Here is a 20,775-nt window from a genome sequence, read left to right on the forward strand (position 1 = left end):
ATGTTGAAGATAATTATTCTAATAATAACTATACTGACACTGTAGAAGATGTTGAAGATAATTATTCTAGTAATAACTATACTGACACTGTAGAAGATGTTGAAGATAATTATTCTAGTAATAACTATACTGACACTGTAGAAGATGTTGAAGATAATTATTCTAGTAATAACTATACTGACACTGTAGAAGATGTTAAAGATAATTATCAAGAAAATGCAGCTGCTGTTGAAGATAATTATTCCAATATACCTAACAATTATCCTAGAACTAACCAAAATAACATTAATGAAAACTTTTCTAGAGGCAATAATCCTAATGAAAATCAATCTATTTTCAAGAAGAATGCTAAAAACTATTCAATTTTCAATAATATTTCTAAGCAATAGATTGGTATTTAATTTTCAAAGGATTCTTAACTTTTCTAGAAACACTAATCTTTTAACTTATCATTTATTAAAAAGTACTGACATTAAAATTAATCAGTACTTTTTTATTTTGTAAACTATAGTTAAAAACCATAACATATATTCACAAAAATGCAAAAAGACACTTATGGTCCTATAGAAAATATGACCTTGGTCTTAATGTTAAAGGACCTTAGTCACAAAATTGGATATTTAAAGGAAATTTATATTTAAATAATATATAATGAATATATATTATTTTTTTAATTCAAAATCCTAAAAATATTCGTTATAATCCTAAAATTATCACTGATAATTTTTATTATAAATTTTTTGCAACAAATTAAGTGGTTTTTGAATTAATTGAGTACATAAATCTTTTAAAAGCTTTATATTCTAATGTTTAATATTTATTAATTTTAAAACAACTCAATAACATATATATAATGAAAGGTGATGATTATAGTGAAACAAAATTATAATTCCTTTAAGTACTGGGAAAATATAATCAGAGAAAATAGCACTATTAGAGGCCACATGTTTATGCAAAATCCACCCGACCCAAAATCGTTATATATTCATACACTTATTTTTAGTAAAAAAAATGGCATTAATAATAATTATGCTTATTTTCCAGATTCAAAAATATTATTAGGGTATATTCAATATTCTTTTTTACAAGAAGCCTTCTATAAATGGATATATGGAAAAAATAAAGTTATAAATCAAATTCCATGTGAACCTGTTGATACCATAATTGAAAACGGTTTAACCAAAGGCTTAATAGATGAAAAAACAGCTCTGGTTATGTCAAATTATTACACCAGAATTAAAAAACTTTGGGACCTTCCAAATGAAAGAATAGTGCCAGAATTAATACAATTTGCAAGAGAATTTAACAAAAGCTGGTTTGGAAATGATGAAGAATTTTTATATATAAAAATATTCAAAAACCCTATTGAGCTTGGAGAATTTGTAAAAGAGTCTGCTATGATAACAAATAGCAAAAAAGATTTTGAAAGTAAAATTGGCGTAACAATAGATGAATGGAAAGATATATGTGAGAATGTCTTTAGTAATTCCACAGCAGAAAAAAAGTTTAGAAAAATTATTCAAAAAAATTTATCAGAAGTAATTTAAAAATTAGAATAAAGAAAAGTGGTGATTTAACATATTCTTAATCACCACTTTATTTTCTTATAACATTTTTTCATAAAGTTTAAACTGATCAAGACCGTATTCTCCATACCCTAAATCAACTGTGTCTATGTATTTAAATCCACACTTTTCATAAAGCTTAATAGCTGGTACATTGTTCTCATACACATCTAGTCGAATTGATTTAACATTTGATTTAACACCTCTCTCAAAAGAAAAGTCTATTAGTGATTTACCTATACCACATTTAAAAAAACCAGGATGAACAGCAAAAGTATATATAACAAGCACATCTGAATAATCAGATTCAAATGTCCACTTAGCTTTATCATATCCAGATTCAGGTTTATGACTTAAAATTAAAGACCCAACAACCCTATTGTTATGCTTGGCTATATACAAATTCCCATCGTTTATTCCATCAATTGCATTTTGTCTAACAGGATATAATCCCTTTCTCCAACCAGGATAATTAATTCCTTCTTCTAAAAAATTATTTAAATCATTATAAAGCTCTTCCAATTGATCAACATCATTTATTTTCCCAAGTTCAATTTTTATATCCATTATATACCTCAAACAGCTAAAATATTTCTCATTTTATATTTTTTGCACATTGTATAAATTACCATACCCCTCTCCATTTCTTATAATTTTATTTTTTATATAAATTTAAAATAAATATTCCTTCATTTATATTAACATATATTTGGATTTAATGAAATTTGTGAAAATTTATATATTATCAATTTTAAAATAATATCTTAAGTTGCATCATTTTCACTACATATATTGTATAGTAAAACATGGTATAATAAATTCAAATAACTCTAGCTGTTCAGAATGAATTTACTATTGCAAATATAGTTTTATTCATAAATAAAAATTTTAATATGAAAGAAGTGTATATGATGAACAAAAAAGTCTTGATAACTGGCGGAAATAAAGGAATTGGATTAGAAACTACACGTTTATTTCTTAAAAATAACTATAAGGTTATTGTAGTTGCAAGAGATTTTAAAAATTTTGAATTCAATGACAACAATAATGTAGAGAAAATAGAATTTGATGTCTCTAACATAAAAGATATTGGTGATTTAGTAAGCAAAATTGGCCATGTAGATGTATTGGTGAATAATGCTGGAATAATGAACTCCATTCCATATGAAAATTATTCATCAGAAAAAATCAATACGCTTATGGATATAAACCTGTATGCCCCAATAGAATTTATTAAAGAAGTTTCAAGGTCAATGATCATAACTGGAAATGGACGGATTATAAATACAGCATCTGTTGCAGGACAAATTGGACACCCAGATATATGGTATGGAGTATCAAAAGCAGGAATAATTAATGCTACTAAAAGTTTTGCTAAATTATTAGGACCAAAAGGAATTGTAATAAATGCTGTAGCTCCAGGTCCAGTAGAAACAGATATGCTGTCAGTAATACCAGAGCAAAGAAAAAAAGATATAAAAAATAGTGTATTTACTGATAGATTTGCAAAAGCAGAAGAGGTTGCAAAAGCAATTTATTGGCTTGCAACAGATTGTCCTGAATACATTAATGGTACATGCATTGATATAAATAATGGTGCATTTCCACGATAAATTTAAATAAAAGAACCATATATATGGTAATATCCTTAAAACTATGCTATTGCTAAAAATAGAAAAACGCTTTAATTTATTATCTATAATCAATGTCATAAAAAGCAATATTATGTTCCTAAAAAATATTATTTAAGCAGAAATAAATCTTTTATGAATATAAATTGTCCTTTTATGTATTTTATATAGCCAATTATATGAATCATTAGTATGCTATATTTAACTATCTTATAATTCTAGATATTTTAAGATAAGTTAATTTTGAAAGTGAGGTTTTTTATGAGAACAGAAAGTATAAAAAGAAAATTTCTTCTATCTACAATTGTTGCAATAAATATTTCACTATTTTCTGGTGTACAAGCTTTTGCAGCTTGGGATAGCACTCGTTCAAGTTATGCTACATATACTGGCTCTGGATATTCTGGTGGTGCAGCACTCCTAGATCCTATCCCATCTTCAATGGAAATTACAGCTTTAGATCCTAATGATTACAACTATAATGGAATAAATGCAGCTTTAGCTGGTTCATATCTAGAAGTTGAAGGTCCTAAAGGAAAGACTACTGTTTATGTTACTGATTTATATCCTGAAGGAGCAAATGGAGCTTTAGATCTTTGTCCAACTTCCTTTGGTAAGATTGGTAATATGGTTGATGGTAAAATAAATATAAAATGGCATGTTGTGAAAGCACCTGTTACAGGAATGTTTTCCTATCGTATTAAAGAAGGTAGTAATCCATATTGGGCAGCTATTCAAGTAAGAAATCATAAATATCCAGTTGTAAAAATGGAATTTTTAAAGAATGGTTCTTGGATTAATATGGAAAAAATGCCTTATAACCATTTTGTTGGCTTAAATATGGGGACAGGCTCTATTAAAATAAAAATTACTGATATTCGTGGAGTATCTGTAACTGATACAATATCAAATTTACCTCAATACGGAAATTCTCAAGCTTACATTGTTCCTGGTAATGTTCAACTACCAGATACAAGAGTAACTTTAAATACATCTAAATTTTAATCTAATAAGGATGCCTCAATGTGATTATTTGAGACATCCTTACTCATTCATCCCTTCTAAAAATTCATTAATATTTTTGCTATTCTACCATACTTATGCTGAAATGTTTCAGATATATCTTCAAAGTTATACCTTTATTTCTATAGATTATAGTAAAATATAAGTAACTATATGCAAATTAGTTGTTATAGAGAAAGTAGGTTGTATTATGAAAATAATTGATTTAACACATACTATTTCAGAAAATATGTCAGTTTATCCTGGAACTGAACCCACTAAATTACAGGTTGTAAGTACTCATAAGAAAGATGGATTTAAAGAAACTCAATTAATTATGTTTTCACATACAGGAACTCATATGGATTCTCCAAATCATATATTTCCTGAGGGAACTACTCTAGATTCATTTTCAGTAGAACAATTTATAGGAAAAGGTTTAGTTATTGATTGCACTGATTTATTAGAAAGTCAGAAAATTACAATTAACTATATAGAATCTGTTAAAGAGAAAGCTAACAAAGCTGATTTTCTTTTATTTTATACTGGTTTTAATGCTAGATGGGGTAAAAATTCTTATTTTAGAGAATATCCATGTCTTACAGAAGAAGTTATTGAATATTTGATTCAAAGTAAGAAAAAAGGAGTAGGTTTAGATGTAATAAGTATTGACCCTATTTCAGACATAAACTTAACACTTCATAAAAAACTCTTGTTTGATAATGATATAGTTATTATAGAAAATCTAACCAACTTAGGTGATATTGGAAGTGATTTATTTACTTTTTTGGCTCTTCCTTTAAAATTTGAAAACTCTGATGGAGCTCCAGTTCGTGCAATTGCTATTTTAAATAACTAATAAATATATAAAGGACTTGCTATCATTTGAAAGCAGGTCCTTTATATATAACTTAATTAAGCTAAATATTCTTCTGAAATAGTAACATTAAAATCTTTTGCTAAATCTCTAAAGTTTTGAGAAGTTATTGTTTGCTTCTTTCCACCCATAGATAATACTTTAACTAAAATTTCAGCTGATTTTTCTACAGTATCCATTAATCCAAAAGTAAGGTCTAAAGTTTCTCCTGAACAGAAAATTCCATGATGTGCCCAAATTACAACATCATGATCATTCATTAAATTACCTGTAGCTTCTGCAATAGCTGCTCCCCCTGGAACCATCCATGGTACAACGCCTATTCCACTTGGAAATACTACTGGACATTCTGTTGCCATTTCCCATAATTCTCTAGTAAATACTGCTCCATCTAATGGTAAAATAAAAGTTAATGCTATTACATTAGTAGTATGAGAATGCATTATTACTCTATGAGTTCCATTTGTTTTTTCCACCTTTATTGAATGACTCATTAAATGTGAAGGAAGTTCACTTGTTGGTTTTGCATGATTTACTAATCCCCAAACTATTTTGTAGTTTTCTCCACTTTCATCTATTTTAACTATACCTGCATTTTCTTCTAGACAGACATTCATATTTCTTATAAACTTACCGCTTCCTGTAACCAAGAAATATTCATTAGCTAAATTCTTAACTGTTACTCCAATTGGAATATATTCTGAATCTTCATTTGTTAACTCTTTAATTGATGATATTTCTTCTTTTGTTAATCTATAAGTAATATTTCCTCCATTTCTTTCATGCCAACCTTTAAGCCACGCATCCTCTGTTATCTTCTTAAAATTTTGTATAAATTTCATGTCTTCTATAATCATTACTCTCTCCTGCTTTCTTTAATATATTCAGTCTTTCTATTTTATTAATTCAAAACATAATTATAGTTTATATATTTTATTATACTTAACTTCCTTTATAAAATCAATCGTTTTTATGTTGTTTCTATTTGTTTTTTATTTGTTTTTTTTGATTTATTATATTAATTCAACATTTATACTGAATAAAAGCTATAGAAAGGCTAATCTTGATTAATTATATATTTCAATATAATAAAATCAAAAATAATTCAAACTAATCCCAAACAAATATAAGATTAATTAATATTTAATTTAATAATTTTATATTCATATGCATGAATTTTTAACATACCTGCTGCTATTATAACATCTTCTAAAACATCATATACATTCTCTGATAACTTAACTGTTCCACCTTTTCCATCCATATTTACAACAACTTCATATTTTTCATCATCTTTATATCTAGGAATAGCCAATGTCCCTTCTGAAACATTTTCTCTAACTACTATATTTACCTCTTCTGAATAATGCTCTATTAATTTTTTAATCATTTTATTTCCATTTTCTCCATATGGAAGAGATCCAAGCATAACTATTTTCCCTTTCCCAAATTCATTTTCTGTGATGAAAGGATATCCTGATGTAACTCCATCTTTTATCACACCAATCGCTTTTGCTTCATTAAGATTAAATACATATGACCATAATTTAAGAGGCGCACTTATCCCAAAAGCCTCACCTATTGCTCCTGAATTTTCTATCGGATAAGTATATGCAGTTTCTACTCCTGCTATTTTTTCTAGTTCTTCACCTAGTGCTGCATCTAAATTTACAGTATGCTCCTCTGTTCTTCCTCCTGTTAGAGGACCAACAATCCATACTCCACCATTCTTTACAAATTCCTTGGCTCTATTTAAATATTCATCAGATACATAATACATAAATGGTGTAATCAATATCTTGTACCCATCCAACTCTCTTGATTCTGGTATAAGATCTCTATGAACCCCTGTATCTAATACATTTTTATAGAAATCTGTCATTAATCCTCTGTAATTATCATACTTATGAGATTCTGTTAACAAAAAAGTTTTTGCTCTATCTGAATAAGTAATAGCTAATTCAGCCTGTTCAAATTTAGTGTCTATCATAAATTTTTCTATTCTTTTTCTCTCTTTTTCTACCTTTAATACATTTTCATATCCCACTGATGGTTTTCCCCATGCACTAATTACTGCCGAATGGCTTTGTTCACAGCCCCATGGTTGTTGTCTCCATAACCAGTAGCAAAAAGATTCCCCACCTAATGCATAGTTAGCTATAGCTTCACTAACCAAGTATCCATTTGGATGAACTTCTGCATGTCTATCTAAAGCTCCAGTATGAGAAGTACTTGTTTCAAGAAGCCAAAACTCCTTTCCTTTTTTCACATTTCTCCATATATCACAATTTAAAGTAAATGCATGTGGTGTCTTATGAGAAGCATATGAATCAAATCCTGTTACATCTAAATTTTCAAATAACATTTCATTATCTGTTGTAAAGCCTAAAGCTGCATTTGTTGTTATAGGTTTATCTGAATACTTTCTTATTACTTCTGCTTGCTCTGTTGCAAACTCAGCAATTTTTTCTCTATGAAATGTTCTATACATAGTTGATAATGAAGAATTATGAATAAATGGAGTTGCCTCAAAAGGTTGTGGAATTTGGTCAAAATCTTGATATAATTCACTCCATATCATAGTTCCCCATTTTTTATTTAAATTTTCTATACTTACATACCTTTTTTCTAACCATCTATGCCATTGCTCTTTACAAGATTCACAAAAACATTCACTTATATGACATTTAAATTCATTGTCTAATTGCCACAGTACTATAGCTGGATGTTTACCAACTTCTGAAGCTATATGTTCTATAATATTTTTACACTGTGATCTATAATGTAAATTATTTGTACATGCATGCTGTCTTGAACCGTGTATCATAGTTCTTCCTTTTGAATCTACATGTAATCTCTCTTCATGCCCATCAGTCACCCAAATTGGTGGAGTTGCAGTTGGAGTGCACATTATAACATCTATTCCATTCTCATAAAGTAAATCAAGAACATTAGTAAGAACAGCTATTTCAATAGCTCCCTTGGTAGGCTCAAGCTTACTCCATAAGAATTCTCCTATTCTGACTACATTTATTCCAGTATCAACCATCATTTTTATATCTTCTTTAATTGTTTTATCATCCCACAATTCAGGATAAAATGCTGCTCCATGGTATAATTTCTTCATCTCTCATCCCTCCAATGCTATTTATTTTCTCTTAAATATTTTACTAATTCTAAATTTTGTTTTTTAATTTCTTCAATTATTATCTCTGCCATCTTAAGAGCTCCATATTCACTAAGATGTGTATCATCCTCTATTCCATCAGGATATGCTTCTAGAGTATTTGGGTTTATATGCAAAAATATATCTTTACTTTTTTCTCTTCCTAATTCATTCAATAACCTTTCACTTAACTTGTTTAATTCTAATAAAGGTATTCCTTCTTCCTTTGCCAATACTCTCATAGCCTCAGGATAGTCTTCTAAAGTATTTACTATTTTCTCATTTTCATCAAATCTTCTTCTAACTAATGAATTAACTAAGACAGGCTTAGCACCTTTCTCCCTTGATTTTTCAACATATATTTTTAATAACTCCTTATACTTACCAAATGCATCTGCATAAAAGGCACCTAATTTTTGATCATTGTGCCCAAACTGTATAAACAAATAATCATTTGGTTTTATAACTTCCAATATATTATCTAATCTTCTTTCCTTCATAAAACTAACAACAGATCTTCCACAAAAGGCATGATTGCTTACAGCAACATTATCATCAAAGAAACATGGCAATACTTGTCCCCATCCTTTATAAGGCTCTTCATATTGGTCACAAACTGTTGAATCTCCAGCTAAAAAAATAGTTATAGCATCAGATTTTTGTAATTCTAATCCACTTACTATGGGATTTTCTCCAATTACAACTATTCTTAATTCATTATCTAGTACATTTACTGAAAATGATTTTTTATTAAATTTTCCACTTGGTGTTATAATATTTCTTAGCATTAACCGCCTATCTCCAACTTCCACCTTTTCTACCTTAGAATCATTATTTTCTCCACCAAAAATAATATTAACTTTATAAATTCCATTTTCTAATGGAAATTTATATCTAATTTCTTTAAAATCACCTTCCACTTCTTTAACTTTATAGTTCTTTTGAGCTATATTATTATAATCACTTCCTGGATATAATGTTGAATGCGAAAGCCTTTTATTCTGTTTAATTGGTTTAGTTTCAAAAGAATCTAAGTCTATATTTTTATGAGCAAAAATACTAGCTTCACCATCAGCATAAATAATTACACATTCAGTTCCATCATTAATTAAATCCCCATGTACAACATAGCCATCTACCGGAAATTCAGCAACTGGTTCCAAAAAGCCATTATATAATGCAGGAAAAATCCCTCCACCTCTTCTATAAGCTAAGATGTGATCTTTCTTTAATCCTCCCCAATTATGAAAACTTTCAATAAATGTTAACCATCCATTTGTTGTACGATTTTCTTTAGCAAGTTCATTTCCTTTATTATCTAAAATGAATATTCCATCTTTTCCAATCTTAGCATTAACCTTTCCTGATGTATCTCCACGCTCTATCCTATCTAATCCTGCTATCTGTATTCCATCTATATCATCTCTAAATTTTCCTGCTGCAATATGTTGAGTTTCTTTTGAGCCATTGTACCTCCACAACTCTTCTCCCTTCCAATCATACATAACAGTAGAATTTACTCCACCACCAATTGCTATTTCCACTCCACTGGCAGGGTCATAAAGTAAATCCCCTATAGTAATGCAATCTGCATGATCATCTAAATCCTTACATGACCATAATACATTTCCTTTACTATCCAACATATCAAAACCAGCCATTATTTCATCTTTGCCATCTCCGTTTATATCATGTATCCATGGATAATGTCCTATATTACCTTCATATTCCCAAAGTAAATTAAATTCTTTATCCATTGCCCACATTTTAGAATATCTATTTTTAAGGATTATATCTTGAGGATATGCCCCACCTGTTAAATTAGCAACTATTATACAATCATGAGCCTCATTATCTGGAAGTTCAAATTCTTTCTTTACTTCACCATTACTTCCTTCTAATATATAGAACTTTTTATTCATTACACACAAGACTTCATTTTTTCCATCTCCATCTATGTCCACAATTTGAGCCGGAAAGTCAGAACCAAATGAACCAAATGTTCCAGACACTATTCTAGGGGTACCTACTTGCCAAAGCATATTTCCATTTAGATCAAATGTGGTGATACATTGAACTTGATGAGGTTCATACCTATCATCTATTCCTCCATTAGCTTGAATCATAATAAGTTCCATTCTTCCATCACCATTAATATCCCCAATAAGAGCTTTTGCATTTTTCCCCGCTGCTCCTATATTTAATTTTCTAAGCAGTACTGGTTCTGGAACTTTACAAATTGATTTATTCATGACAAATCCTCCTAAATCTATTTATTTAAATATTTATTATATAATTCATTTACCTTTTGAATATAATCTTCTCCACCATTATCTAACCAATCATTTATCCCTTTCTCATATTCACTATTATCAATTTCTCCAAATATATATTTAGCATTTAATTCCTCTATTGTTTCTTGTAATTTATTTTGATTTTGCACATGTCCTTGAATTTTCAGTGGTTCTGCTATGTTAATCGCCTTATCTTTTTCTGGTATTTCTGTTGCAGCATTCAATTCATTTATGAACTGCTTTTTATTATCACTAAAAATATTTTCTTTTCTACAATTTGTCCTTATCTCCGAATATGAAAGCAAATTATAATTACTTATGTTTTCTATTGTTTTTATATTAGAATTTTCTATTGTATAATTTTCACCTTCTACACCATAGTTGAGTAACATATACATTTCTTTTGAATTTAATTTATCTACAAAATTTAATACTCTTTTTAATCTATCCTCTGTTTTTATACCCCTTTTAGGAAACATAAGCATTCCAGAATATCCTGAACTAGTCAGGATCTTTCCCTCATTGTTTCCCTTTATTCCTGAAATAGCTGTAATAAGATTACTATTATTTTCATTTTTTGCAGATAATACATTTTCTAATTTTAGTGCATCTGCTTTCTTGCACATAATTACGCCTAATTGATTGTTCTTGAAATTTTCTTGAATATCAGAAGTGTTTTTGGTGTGAAATTTAGGATCAATAAGCTTTTCATCATATAATTTTTTTATATAATCTAAAGATTTTTTATATTCTTCTGTCATGAAACTTGGTTTTAGCTCTCCATTCTCATCTTTCCATTTATTTGGTGCTCCAAACCATGCAGCTATCTGTTCAATTAATGAATTAAATGTATTATAATCAGATCCTGGAATGGATAATCCATAAGTATCATTTACTCCATTTCCATCAGGATCGTCATAAGTAAACTTCTTTAATATTTCTGTAAACTCATCTATTGTTGTTGGATTTTTAATATTTAATTTTTCCATCCAATCTTTCCTTAATAGAATGCAATTATCTATAGGATTCTTATACCTATAAATACCATAGTTTTCCCCATTAAAAGATGAATTTTTCAAAATACTTTCATCTGCATTACTTAGATTGGGATAATCTTTTAAGTATGATCCTATATTCCAAAAACCTCCCTGTTCTACACCTTTAACAATATCCTCTGTTTCATTTTCTGAAACTAAAATATCAGGGAATTCTCCTGAAGCCATCATCGCCATAGTTTTTTCTTTATAACTATCTTCTGGTATCCAAATAATCTTTATATTTTCTCCAGTTAATTCCTTAATTCCAACTTCTATTTTATTATCTTTTTGTGGTTCAGATATTCCATTTAGAGGTGCCATAATTGTAATTTCATCTGTATCAGTTGCCTTACTTTTGTTTATGAAAACAGATAATATTCCCACAATTATTAAACAACCTATTAATGTTAAAATTAGTATCTTCAATCTTTTTTTCATAATTACAATCACCTCTTACTTTCTAGTAAATAAATCTTTCTATTATATGGTATATTTTATTTCCTATCTTATATTATGCAGAAGGGGTTGTCTCAAAATGATTTTTAATTACAGATGTAATTTTTTCTTTTTGAGATAATCCCCTTTTAGTTAAGTATTAAATTTTAACCTTTTACTGAACCAATCATCATTCCTTTAGCAAAATGTTTTTGAAGGAATGGATATATACATAATATAGGTACAGTTGCAATAGCAATTGTAGCAAGTTTAACAGATTCTTTAGGAATTGTATTAATATCTATTGTTGCTCCATTAGTGGATACATCTGACATTAATGTGATTTGACGCAAGATTATTTGCAATGTCCATTTTGCACTATCATTTATATATAAAAATGCGTTAAAGAAATCATTCCAAATACCTACAGCATAAAACAATGTAAATGTAGCTACTGTTGGCATTGATAAAGGTAATACTATCTTTAAGAATATCTTTATTTCTGAACACCCATCTATTTTAGCAGCCTCTATTAATTCCTCAGGAAACTCCTGAAAATTATTTTTTATAATAATCAAGTTAAATGGATTTATCGCTATTGGTAATATTAATGCCCAATAAGAATCTAACAAACCTAATGATTTAACAACCAAGTATGTTGGAATCATTCCACCACTAAAAACCAAAGTTATAGTAATACATTTTAATAAGAATGATCTTCCTCTTAGATATTTTCTTGAAAGAGGATATGCCATAGTAAATGTAACTATCAATTGCACTATAGTTCCAACAACAGTGACTCCTATTGTGTTAAATAAACTCCTCATAACATTCCCTGTTTCAAAAATATATGAATACGCTTCTGTAGTAAAAGTTTGAGGAATTAGGAAAAAGTGCCTTGTTGTTAATTCTGTTTCAGTAGCAAATGACCCTGCTATAACAAACAAAAATGGTACTAGTGTTGCAAATCCAAATATCCCTAATATAATTACATTAAAAACATCAAACACTCTTCCAGCAGGGGTATTAAATTTATCTTTTTCTCTTTTAATTTTAAACATTCACATCTCCCCCTACCTTAATAAATTCCACTATCAGGATCAATTTTCTTAGCAAGCATATTAGATCCAAGTACCAAAACAACGCCAACTACAGATTTAAACAATCCAACTGCAGTAGCATAACTATATGCTCCTTGTGTTATACCAACTTGATAAACATAGGTATCAAACACATCTGCTGCCATACGATTTAATGAATTGGTCATCAAGAATATTTGATCAAATCCTGTAGATAAAAATGCTCCACATTTAAGAATTAACATTATTACTATTGTATTTTTTATGGCTGGTAAAGTAATACTAATAACTCTTCTAAATCTTCCAGCTCCATCAACAATTGCAGCTTCATATTGTTCTATATCAACAGTAGCTAAAGCTGCCAAATAAATGATTGTACCATATCCACTTTCTTTCCATATACCTTGTATAACAATCATAGGTTTGAAGAATCCTGGTTCTGTAAGTACATTTACTTGATGCCCTGTAATACTTGAAAATAAATTTGCTAATGCTCCAGTATCTGTTGTTAATAAAATTACAGATATGCTTGCAACAATTGTCCATGACACAAAGTGAGGAACATATATAGCTGTTTGAATACATTTTTTATATATCTCAAGCCTTAATTCATTAAGTAGTAGTGCCAATATAATAGGAAAGGAAAATCCTATAGTAACATTTAATACACCAAGTACTAATGTATTTGATAGTAATCTTGTAAAATCAGGACTTGCAAAAAAATCTTTAAAATACTCAAATCCAATCCATTGACTATTCCAAAAACCTAAATAAGGAGAATAATCTTTGAAAGCTATAGTTAACCCCCACATAGGTGCAAATCTGAATACTACAAAATATATTATCCCTGGAATTAGCATAATATATAACCATTTATTATACATTATTTGATCTTTTAAACTAGTTTTCTTTTTTGACGAAATTTTTACTTTATCTAATTCTGTACTTATTGCGCTGTTATTCATGTAATCCACTTCCTTTCTTATACTTATTTATAATCAAGAAAGAAATCACTTCTTTCTTGATTAATTGAATATGCTATTTTTTTATTTTTTCATTATACAATTTTGTTAACTCATCTATATATTCTTGCCCACCTGTACTTAGCCATTGCTTTTGAGCTGCCTTATATCCATCTTTATCTATTTGTCCAGCAATATATTGGATTCTAGCATCACTCATAATATTTTGTAATTGGGCCCCCTTTGAAGCATACACATCTGAAATTAGTGAAGCACATGGATCAAATACAGCCTTCTTTTCACCATTTTTCATTATTTCATTTCTATCTGCTTCTAACTTATTGTCATATTCCACCTTTAAAATATCAAAAGATTGAGTATTAGTTGATAATTGTGAATATGCAGCTATATCATTTAATAATGTTTTGTCAGTTGTAGGTGTATATTTACCATCTTTCATTTCATAATAAGTACCTTCAATACCATTATTCAAAAGATAGGTAACATCTTTTGAATTAAGCTTATCCATAAAATCTAAAACTTTTTTAAGATGTTTTTCATCTTTTACACTTTGCTTTGGTACCATAAGCATTCCTGAATATCCAGTAGTTGGTAATATATGATCACCAGCATCTGTTGTTATATCTCCTACCATGGTTATATATGAATCACCATGTTTGCCATCATCTCCATATTTCTCAATCATTTTTTTAGCTAATTTATCCATAGTTCTTGATTGAGTATCAACTAAAATTCCAGCTTTTCCATTAACAAATGGATCATCCCAGTTATTTGAATCTAAAACAGCAAAATCCTTATTCATATACCCCTTATCATATAGCATTTTGAAATAATCCAAAGATTTCATATATTCATCAGTCATGAAATCTGGAACTACTTTATCATCTTTAATAATGGTTGTGTTTGGTGCTCCAAACCAAACTGCCATCTGATCGAATGGGCTATTTGAATTTAATGCTCCTGGCCATTTTGGTATTACCATCCCTGTTGTATCATTAACTCCATTTCCATCTGGATCACCATTTGTAAATTTATCTAATACATTATTAAATTCCTCAATAGTAGTTGGAACTTTTAGTCCTAGCTTGTCTAACCAATCTTTTCTAATTGCTACATTAGAACGGATAACATCCCTTTTACGATATACTCCATAAGTATCTCCATTAAAAGAAGCATTTAGTCTAAGTTGTTCATCATATTTTGATAAATTATCATAATCTTTTAAGTAATCATCTAATTTCCAAAATGCTCCCTTTTTAACATTACTTATTGTTGCTGCATCTTTTCCTTGTATAACCATAAGTTCTGGAACATTATCAGAAGCCATTGTTATTGATACTTTATCAGCATAGGAACTATTTGGTACCCAAGTAATTTCTACATCATAACCTGTTAGTTCTTCAAGCTTCTTTTCTAATTGATTATCAGCTGCTGGTGGATCTGCAGATACTACCGGAGCCATTATTGTTATCTTTTTATCATCTGCGCTACTTGACGAGCTCTTTGAACTACCACATCCTGCTAATATACTTGTAGATAATATTCCAACTAAAATAAGAGCAATTTTTTTATTTTTCATATTTTTACCTCTCCTTTTATATTAAAAATTTTAAATTTAAAATTGATTACCGGGAAATGTAAACCATTACTTTAAGATGAAATTTTTTTGTCTTTTACCTCTTCATGTTGTTCTTTTTTTAGTGCATCTTTATTTTTTCATTTTTAGCTACCACTCCTTTAATATTAAGTATATTTAAAAAGGGATATTGTAAATATTTATTTCATATCCCTTTTGTGAACATAACTAGATTTCTATTTGGAATTTTCTGCTCTTAATCTCATTTCATTTCGCATAAAAAATTGATAGTTAATAGCCATTATTCCATAAAAATACAAACTTATTCCTAATACAGCTATTATAGCTGGCATACTAGCTACCATCAAATATGCAAGTAAAGTCCAAATGGCAATACATATTGTTACAAATGGCTTTGCAACTAACAAATTAATAGCTGTGAAAAAATACTTTTTAAGTTCCATATCATAATGTACATATAAGGGAAACATATACAGAACTATTCCAAAAATGAATATTCTTGCAACTGTTGATACTGTAGACAATATTAAAAATATTAGTTCTGGTTGTGCATCAAAATTTGCTTTATTTATACTTACTATAAGTAAAAACAGCACACATATAGCCCCTAGTATATTGGATTTTTTAAATTCCTTTTTGTATGTTGTCCAAAAAGAACTTATTGCTCCTTGATAATCTTTCTTCATTATCTTATCTCTAAATACAGTCAATAATGCAACTGTACTTGGAGCCCACCCAAAAACAATTCCTCCCAAAAGACAACCTGCAAACCACATTATATTTAACATAACAAATTCAGTAATGCATTCAGTGAATTCTATTATTTTTTGAAATGGAAGTCCTGTCATAGTCTTTCTCCCTTCATTCTTTTAATATTGTTTCATTAATATATAAATTAAATCTTTATAAGATCTTCTGGAATCATATCTCCTATCAATTCAAGACACATAATAACATTTATACTCCATTGTGAAACACAATTAGTTGTTACCTTAGGATCTTCAACTATTCTTTTCCATGAATTAATTGAATCTATAGATATCATCTTCTTAGTATCTTGATTCAACTCTTTAAATAATAATCTCCATGCTTTTTCAGCTAATTTTGGATTCTTATTTCTATTTGAGGCATAAGCAACCATTCCTGTAGCAAACATTGGCCAACTAAAACACTTATTGCTAAGCTTCCCATTTGTTCTTTTTCTCTTTTCATCATCTGATAACATATAAAATTCACCAAATTCAGAAATCATATCTTTAAATGTTTCGTCTTCTAGTAGTTCTGCTATTTCAATCCAAATCTGAGGCGCTCCAAAAGAAATCATCATATGATATTCCCCTGTTGCTCTTTCATCTAGATGAGTTAACCTTGATGATTTAGCATCATATCCACAAGCTGGAGTAGATAGCAATCTCATTGGCAACTCTTTTATATTTTCCAGTCCTACCAGAATCTTATTTTTATATTCTTCATTTTCATTTCTTTCCCATTCAGCTTCCCAATTTGAACAAAAAGCAGACCAATCAGGCCCTGTTCTTATATGTGTTTTCAACTTACTATTTGGAAAAAATCCTCTTAATGGTTCTAATTCTTCAGTAGCTTTATCAGCATCTTTCATTTCAGATAATAATTCTCCAAGCCTCTCATCAGCGGTTAGATAGTAATAATACTTATGAAGTATAGCCATGTTAATCCGTATTTCCTTACAGCTACATCCCCAATGTATTACATTATGCCTAGAGCCTAACCCTTTATAATTTCCAAAATGGTAAACATCAACTTCACTATTATGTCTTGTCATGGCTTCAGCCATTTTAAATACATCTCTATTTCCAGTTCTGAAGAATTGATACCACAGCCAAATATTAGGTACCAATTCTGTATTTTGCCATGCATATCCACCTAAATCATATCTCCATTGATGTCTCACTCCATCATAAGTATGCATTACATCTCCATAATTCCAATATCCATACCAGCTACGTTGTTCTACTTCATTCTTATAAAACTCAAAATTATTATCTAGTTGCTCTTCAAAGAATTTTTTAAGTTCATTTTTTTTGTCCTGAAGCCCCCATTTACCTGCAGCTTTAGTATTGTAATAATATTCTGGTTCACATATTAATAAAGAATTGTTTTGCCATTCCTTTGCAATATCTTTTAATTTAGTATTAGATTCTAAGCCACTATAACAACTAATGTAAATATCACTTGTATTTGCAATCCCTACTGGTGTTGATCTTATTTCCTCAAAACCTTCATATGCTACCATATGATGATTATTAGAATAATGTCTTAAATCCATAGACTGAACTGAAGTATCCCATAACCATAATGTTGCTCTTGTCTCTTCTCCAGCAAGCTTGGTTACTTCTAAAGCTGAAGGGAACCTTTGCCAAAAATTCTTTAATCCTAAAGCTAATCCACAATTTTCAGCACCAATATACATAAGTCCATTAGCTCTATTTCCATGTATCACATCAATATAGCTTAAACCTTCATCACTTCTCTTTATAATTTTATAATGGTTAGCGGAGTCTTGTACAAGTTTGAAATCATTCCAAATAGCATTTTGTTCTGCTGCTTCTACTAATCCTTTATCTGCTTTATCTATATTTACAAATTCACCATTAATTTGCTTTTCATATTCCTTATTTTCCTTGTGATAGAATCGTGTCAAAAGCAATTTAGCTGGTTCTGAATAAATTCCTTCTTCCAGCGCAAACCTAACATGTTTATTAAAATCGTTTCCATGTAAATTTAATTTAAATTCCAATCCTAACCCTTTAATAAAATCAGTTTCGGGATTTCCATCATAAAAAAATGTATGAGTAATTTTAAAATCTGATAATCCTAATGAAAAAGTCAGTCTAATGGTAAATGGAAGCCATTCTCTTATTTTGTTTTCATGTACTCCACTTACTTTAATTACTACTCTTAATGGCCCTTCTTGTTCTATTTCCACATTTTCAATTTTGCTATAATATTTTTCATACTTTCGAGTATCTTTATCTCTTAGTTCATTTATAGCAACTAATCTTCCTCCTGCATTAACTCTTTTCCCATCAATTAATACTTCTTCAATAATATCTTGTCCATTTTTATTTACTTTGCATATCATTTTAGTTGTATCCACAGTAATACTATTTTCATCTTCTTTAATTTTAATGAAACTTTTATGATTAAGTGGCTCACTTATCTTTATAACTTCATATGTTTTATCACTATTACCATCAAAAATTGCAGATTGTGCACTCCATTTTATACTTCCATCTGGCCAATAAGCTAAAGGCCAACTTTGAAGACTTAAATCTTCACCATTCTTATTTCTTATTGTTAAATTATCTCCTTTTTTTAACTCACCTTTTTCCCATGGCATTCCCCATGTTACATTACATTTAGATTTAGGTAATTCATCTAACCATTTTACTTTTGGCACTATATTCCCTCCAAGTCATTAATAATTTGTGTAACTTTTCACACTGTTTATTTATATCTCATACTATGATAATGCTTCTTTAAGTTCTTTCTTATTTTCATAATCTAATAATTCATTGTTTCCCCAACACTTTTCATAGCTGAATCCAGTTAACTCTTCAACTAATGCTTTAACTTCTTCAGTTGCATCTAATTTAGAGCCACCATTTTTCAATCTGTCAACTTCAGCTTCTAATATTTTATGGTTTTCTACAGTTAGTTTAAATTTATAAGATACCCTTATACCAATTAAGACTAATATTATTGGAACAATAACATATAAAATTAATAAAGCATCTATAGTAGATTGAGGTTGAGTGGTTGCATTTTTTACAAAACCTGTAGCTTCTAAAAGTACTCCAACGATAAACACTTCAAGTGTAGTAAACAGTACATCTAAGAAACTATTAACCCCAGCATATGATCCTTCTCTTCTCTTTCCTGTTAATATTTCATCTACATCTGGTATAAAAGTAAATAGGAATTGTGCTGAATTAACAAGTCCTGTTTTCCCAAAATTCAAAGCAACTGTTAAAATTAACAAATACAATTCTGTATGCGCTGGTCTGAATAAACCAAGATATCCAAAACACAAAAGAACCAATATTGTTGCTACTCCACCTATCCTATAAGTAAATGTACCTGTAGTTTTTGCTGTTAACCACATATAGAAAGTTAAAAACATTATTCCAAATACAAATCCTACACTAGTTGAAACTGATACTGTCTTTGGATTTAAAAGTAATACAAAAACTATAAAATACGTATTTATTGTACCTGCTAAAGACCTAAACATTTGCTCTGATAAATACATTTCAAGATAATGTCTATAAGCTTTTAATCTAATTGCTGATTTAAAATTATTAAATATTTTTATTGTTCCATTTATTAATGAAGGTTTTTCTCTAGTAATTTGAACTTTTGATTCATCTACTGGACGTTCATAAACTGATACATAAAAAAAGATAAGTGCTATAAGTGCTATAACATCATATATTAAAGCTGCTATAAAAAATGTACTTGCATTATTTTCTCCAAACATGCTAAATAACTTTACTGTAAACATTGAAGATGCTATTCCTGCTACTGCTGCAGCCATTTGGTTTAGCCCTGTTAATTGAGCACGCTCAGTTGAATTCTTTGACATCTCTGCTGCAAAAGTTCCCTGTGGAACAGTAAGAAAAGGGCTTACAAATGATATAGCAATTATTATTGTGCAATAATATGCAGTTGGCATATTAGGTATCCAATATAATGGGAAAGTAAGTATTTTTACTGGTATTCCTATCAAAAGAAGTCCTTTTCTTCTTCCAAAACGTTTACCAAATTTAGTTTTATATAGGTTATCACTTATATAACCAACCATTGGAGTTACTATTGCAGTTATAATCTTACCTATAGTAAGAACAAGTGTAACCGAAACTATAGATATATTACAAAAAGTTGTGTAAAAATACATTTGCCATGCACTTATCAAAACATCTGTAACCGAATTCAATTGATAGGATGAAAATCCAATTTTATTTATTAATGTAAGTTTCCTATCTGCAGTGTATGTTGACATATTAACCATCCCCTAATTTCTATTTTTCTTATTACATATTTATTAGTTATTATTGCACTATCATTTTT

Annotated in this window: 16 protein-coding genes; 5 read left to right on the forward strand and 11 right to left on the reverse strand. The window is 29.1% G+C overall.

The window, feature by feature from the left end; all coding sequences use genetic code 11:
• Together NNC19_RS08160 and NNC19_RS08165 are read left to right on the forward strand one after the other, a co-directional pair.
• On the forward strand, positions 1-389 hold a 389-nt coding region (locus tag NNC19_RS08160), incomplete at its 5' end, for a hypothetical protein (RefSeq protein ID WP_396136404.1).
• 474 nt (positions 390-863) lie between these two features.
• Positions 864-1,547 carry a hypothetical protein gene (locus NNC19_RS08165; RefSeq protein ID WP_310938210.1) on the forward strand — a complete coding sequence of 228 codons (684 nt, stop codon included), beginning with the start codon at positions 864-866 and terminating at the stop codon, positions 1,545-1,547.
• 57 nt (positions 1,548-1,604) lie between these two features.
• On the opposite strand, the gene NNC19_RS08170 is transcribed toward NNC19_RS08165, so the two are convergent.
• Entirely contained in the window at positions 1,605-2,132 is a 528-nt protein-coding gene (locus tag NNC19_RS08170) for a GNAT family N-acetyltransferase (RefSeq protein ID WP_310938139.1), read from the reverse strand.
• Between the two features lie 326 nt (positions 2,133-2,458).
• Here NNC19_RS08170 and NNC19_RS08175 point away from each other — a divergent pair, with 326 nt between their 5' ends.
• From NNC19_RS08175 to NNC19_RS08185, 3 genes are all read left to right on the forward strand, one after another.
• On the forward strand, positions 2,459-3,178 hold the full coding sequence (locus tag NNC19_RS08175; protein ID WP_310938140.1) for an SDR family oxidoreductase: 720 nt from the start codon (positions 2,459-2,461) through the stop codon (positions 3,176-3,178).
• Between the two features lie 279 nt (positions 3,179-3,457).
• Positions 3,458-4,201, forward strand: a complete 744-nt coding sequence (locus NNC19_RS08180; RefSeq protein WP_310938141.1) for an expansin EXLX1 family cellulose-binding protein — start codon at positions 3,458-3,460, stop codon at positions 4,199-4,201.
• Positions 4,202-4,409: 208 nt separating this feature from the next.
• Complete coding sequence (locus tag NNC19_RS08185) at positions 4,410-5,057, forward strand: cyclase family protein (RefSeq protein ID WP_310938142.1); 648 nt, start codon at positions 4,410-4,412, stop codon at positions 5,055-5,057.
• Between the two features lie 56 nt (positions 5,058-5,113).
• Here the strand turns inward: NNC19_RS08185 and rhaD are convergent, their stop codons facing one another.
• The 10 genes from rhaD to NNC19_RS08235 all read right to left on the reverse strand — a co-directional run bounded on the left by rhaD (position 5,114) and on the right by NNC19_RS08235 (position 20,707).
• The gene (rhaD, locus tag NNC19_RS08190; protein ID WP_310938143.1) at positions 5,114-5,932 is read right to left on the reverse strand and encodes a rhamnulose-1-phosphate aldolase; all 819 of its coding nucleotides are present in this window, start codon (positions 5,930-5,932) and stop codon (positions 5,114-5,116) included.
• 275 nt (positions 5,933-6,207) lie between these two features.
• Positions 6,208-8,202: a beta-galactosidase gene (locus tag NNC19_RS08195; protein ID WP_310938144.1), complete on the reverse strand. Its 1,995-nt coding sequence runs from the start codon at positions 8,200-8,202 to the stop codon at positions 6,208-6,210.
• Between the two features lie 17 nt (positions 8,203-8,219).
• Entirely contained in the window at positions 8,220-10,493 is a 2,274-nt protein-coding gene (locus NNC19_RS08200) for a GDSL-type esterase/lipase family protein (RefSeq protein ID WP_310938145.1), read from the reverse strand.
• A gap of 17 nt (positions 10,494-10,510) precedes the next feature.
• A complete protein-coding gene (locus NNC19_RS08205) occupies positions 10,511-12,010 on the reverse strand; it encodes an extracellular solute-binding protein (protein WP_310938146.1) in 1,500 nt (499 codons plus the stop codon).
• A gap of 164 nt (positions 12,011-12,174) precedes the next feature.
• Positions 12,175-13,068, reverse strand: a complete 894-nt coding sequence (locus NNC19_RS08210; protein ID WP_310938147.1) for a carbohydrate ABC transporter permease — start codon at positions 13,066-13,068, stop codon at positions 12,175-12,177.
• A gap of 17 nt (positions 13,069-13,085) precedes the next feature.
• Positions 13,086-14,051 (reverse strand): ABC transporter permease subunit, encoded by a 966-nt coding sequence (locus NNC19_RS08215; RefSeq protein WP_310938148.1) that lies wholly within the window; start codon positions 14,049-14,051, stop codon positions 13,086-13,088.
• 73 nt (positions 14,052-14,124) lie between these two features.
• Positions 14,125-15,648: an extracellular solute-binding protein gene (locus NNC19_RS08220; protein ID WP_310938149.1), complete on the reverse strand. Its 1,524-nt coding sequence runs from the start codon at positions 15,646-15,648 to the stop codon at positions 14,125-14,127.
• Positions 15,649-15,881: 233 nt separating this feature from the next.
• A complete protein-coding gene (locus NNC19_RS08225; protein ID WP_310938150.1) occupies positions 15,882-16,514 on the reverse strand; it encodes a DUF624 domain-containing protein in 633 nt (210 codons plus the stop codon).
• A 47-nt stretch (positions 16,515-16,561) separates the two neighbouring features.
• Positions 16,562-19,105: a hypothetical protein gene (locus NNC19_RS08230; protein ID WP_310938151.1), complete on the reverse strand. Its 2,544-nt coding sequence runs from the start codon at positions 19,103-19,105 to the stop codon at positions 16,562-16,564.
• A gap of 63 nt (positions 19,106-19,168) precedes the next feature.
• Positions 19,169-20,707 carry an MFS transporter gene (locus tag NNC19_RS08235; protein WP_310938152.1) on the reverse strand — a complete coding sequence of 513 codons (1,539 nt, stop codon included), beginning with the start codon at positions 20,705-20,707 and terminating at the stop codon, positions 19,169-19,171.
• Positions 20,708-20,775: the final 68 nt, after the last annotated feature.

Origin of the sequence: Clostridium sp. SHJSY1 (genome assembly GCF_031626875.1) — a bacterium.
Lineage (GTDB): Bacteria > Bacillota > Clostridia > Clostridiales > Clostridiaceae > Clostridium.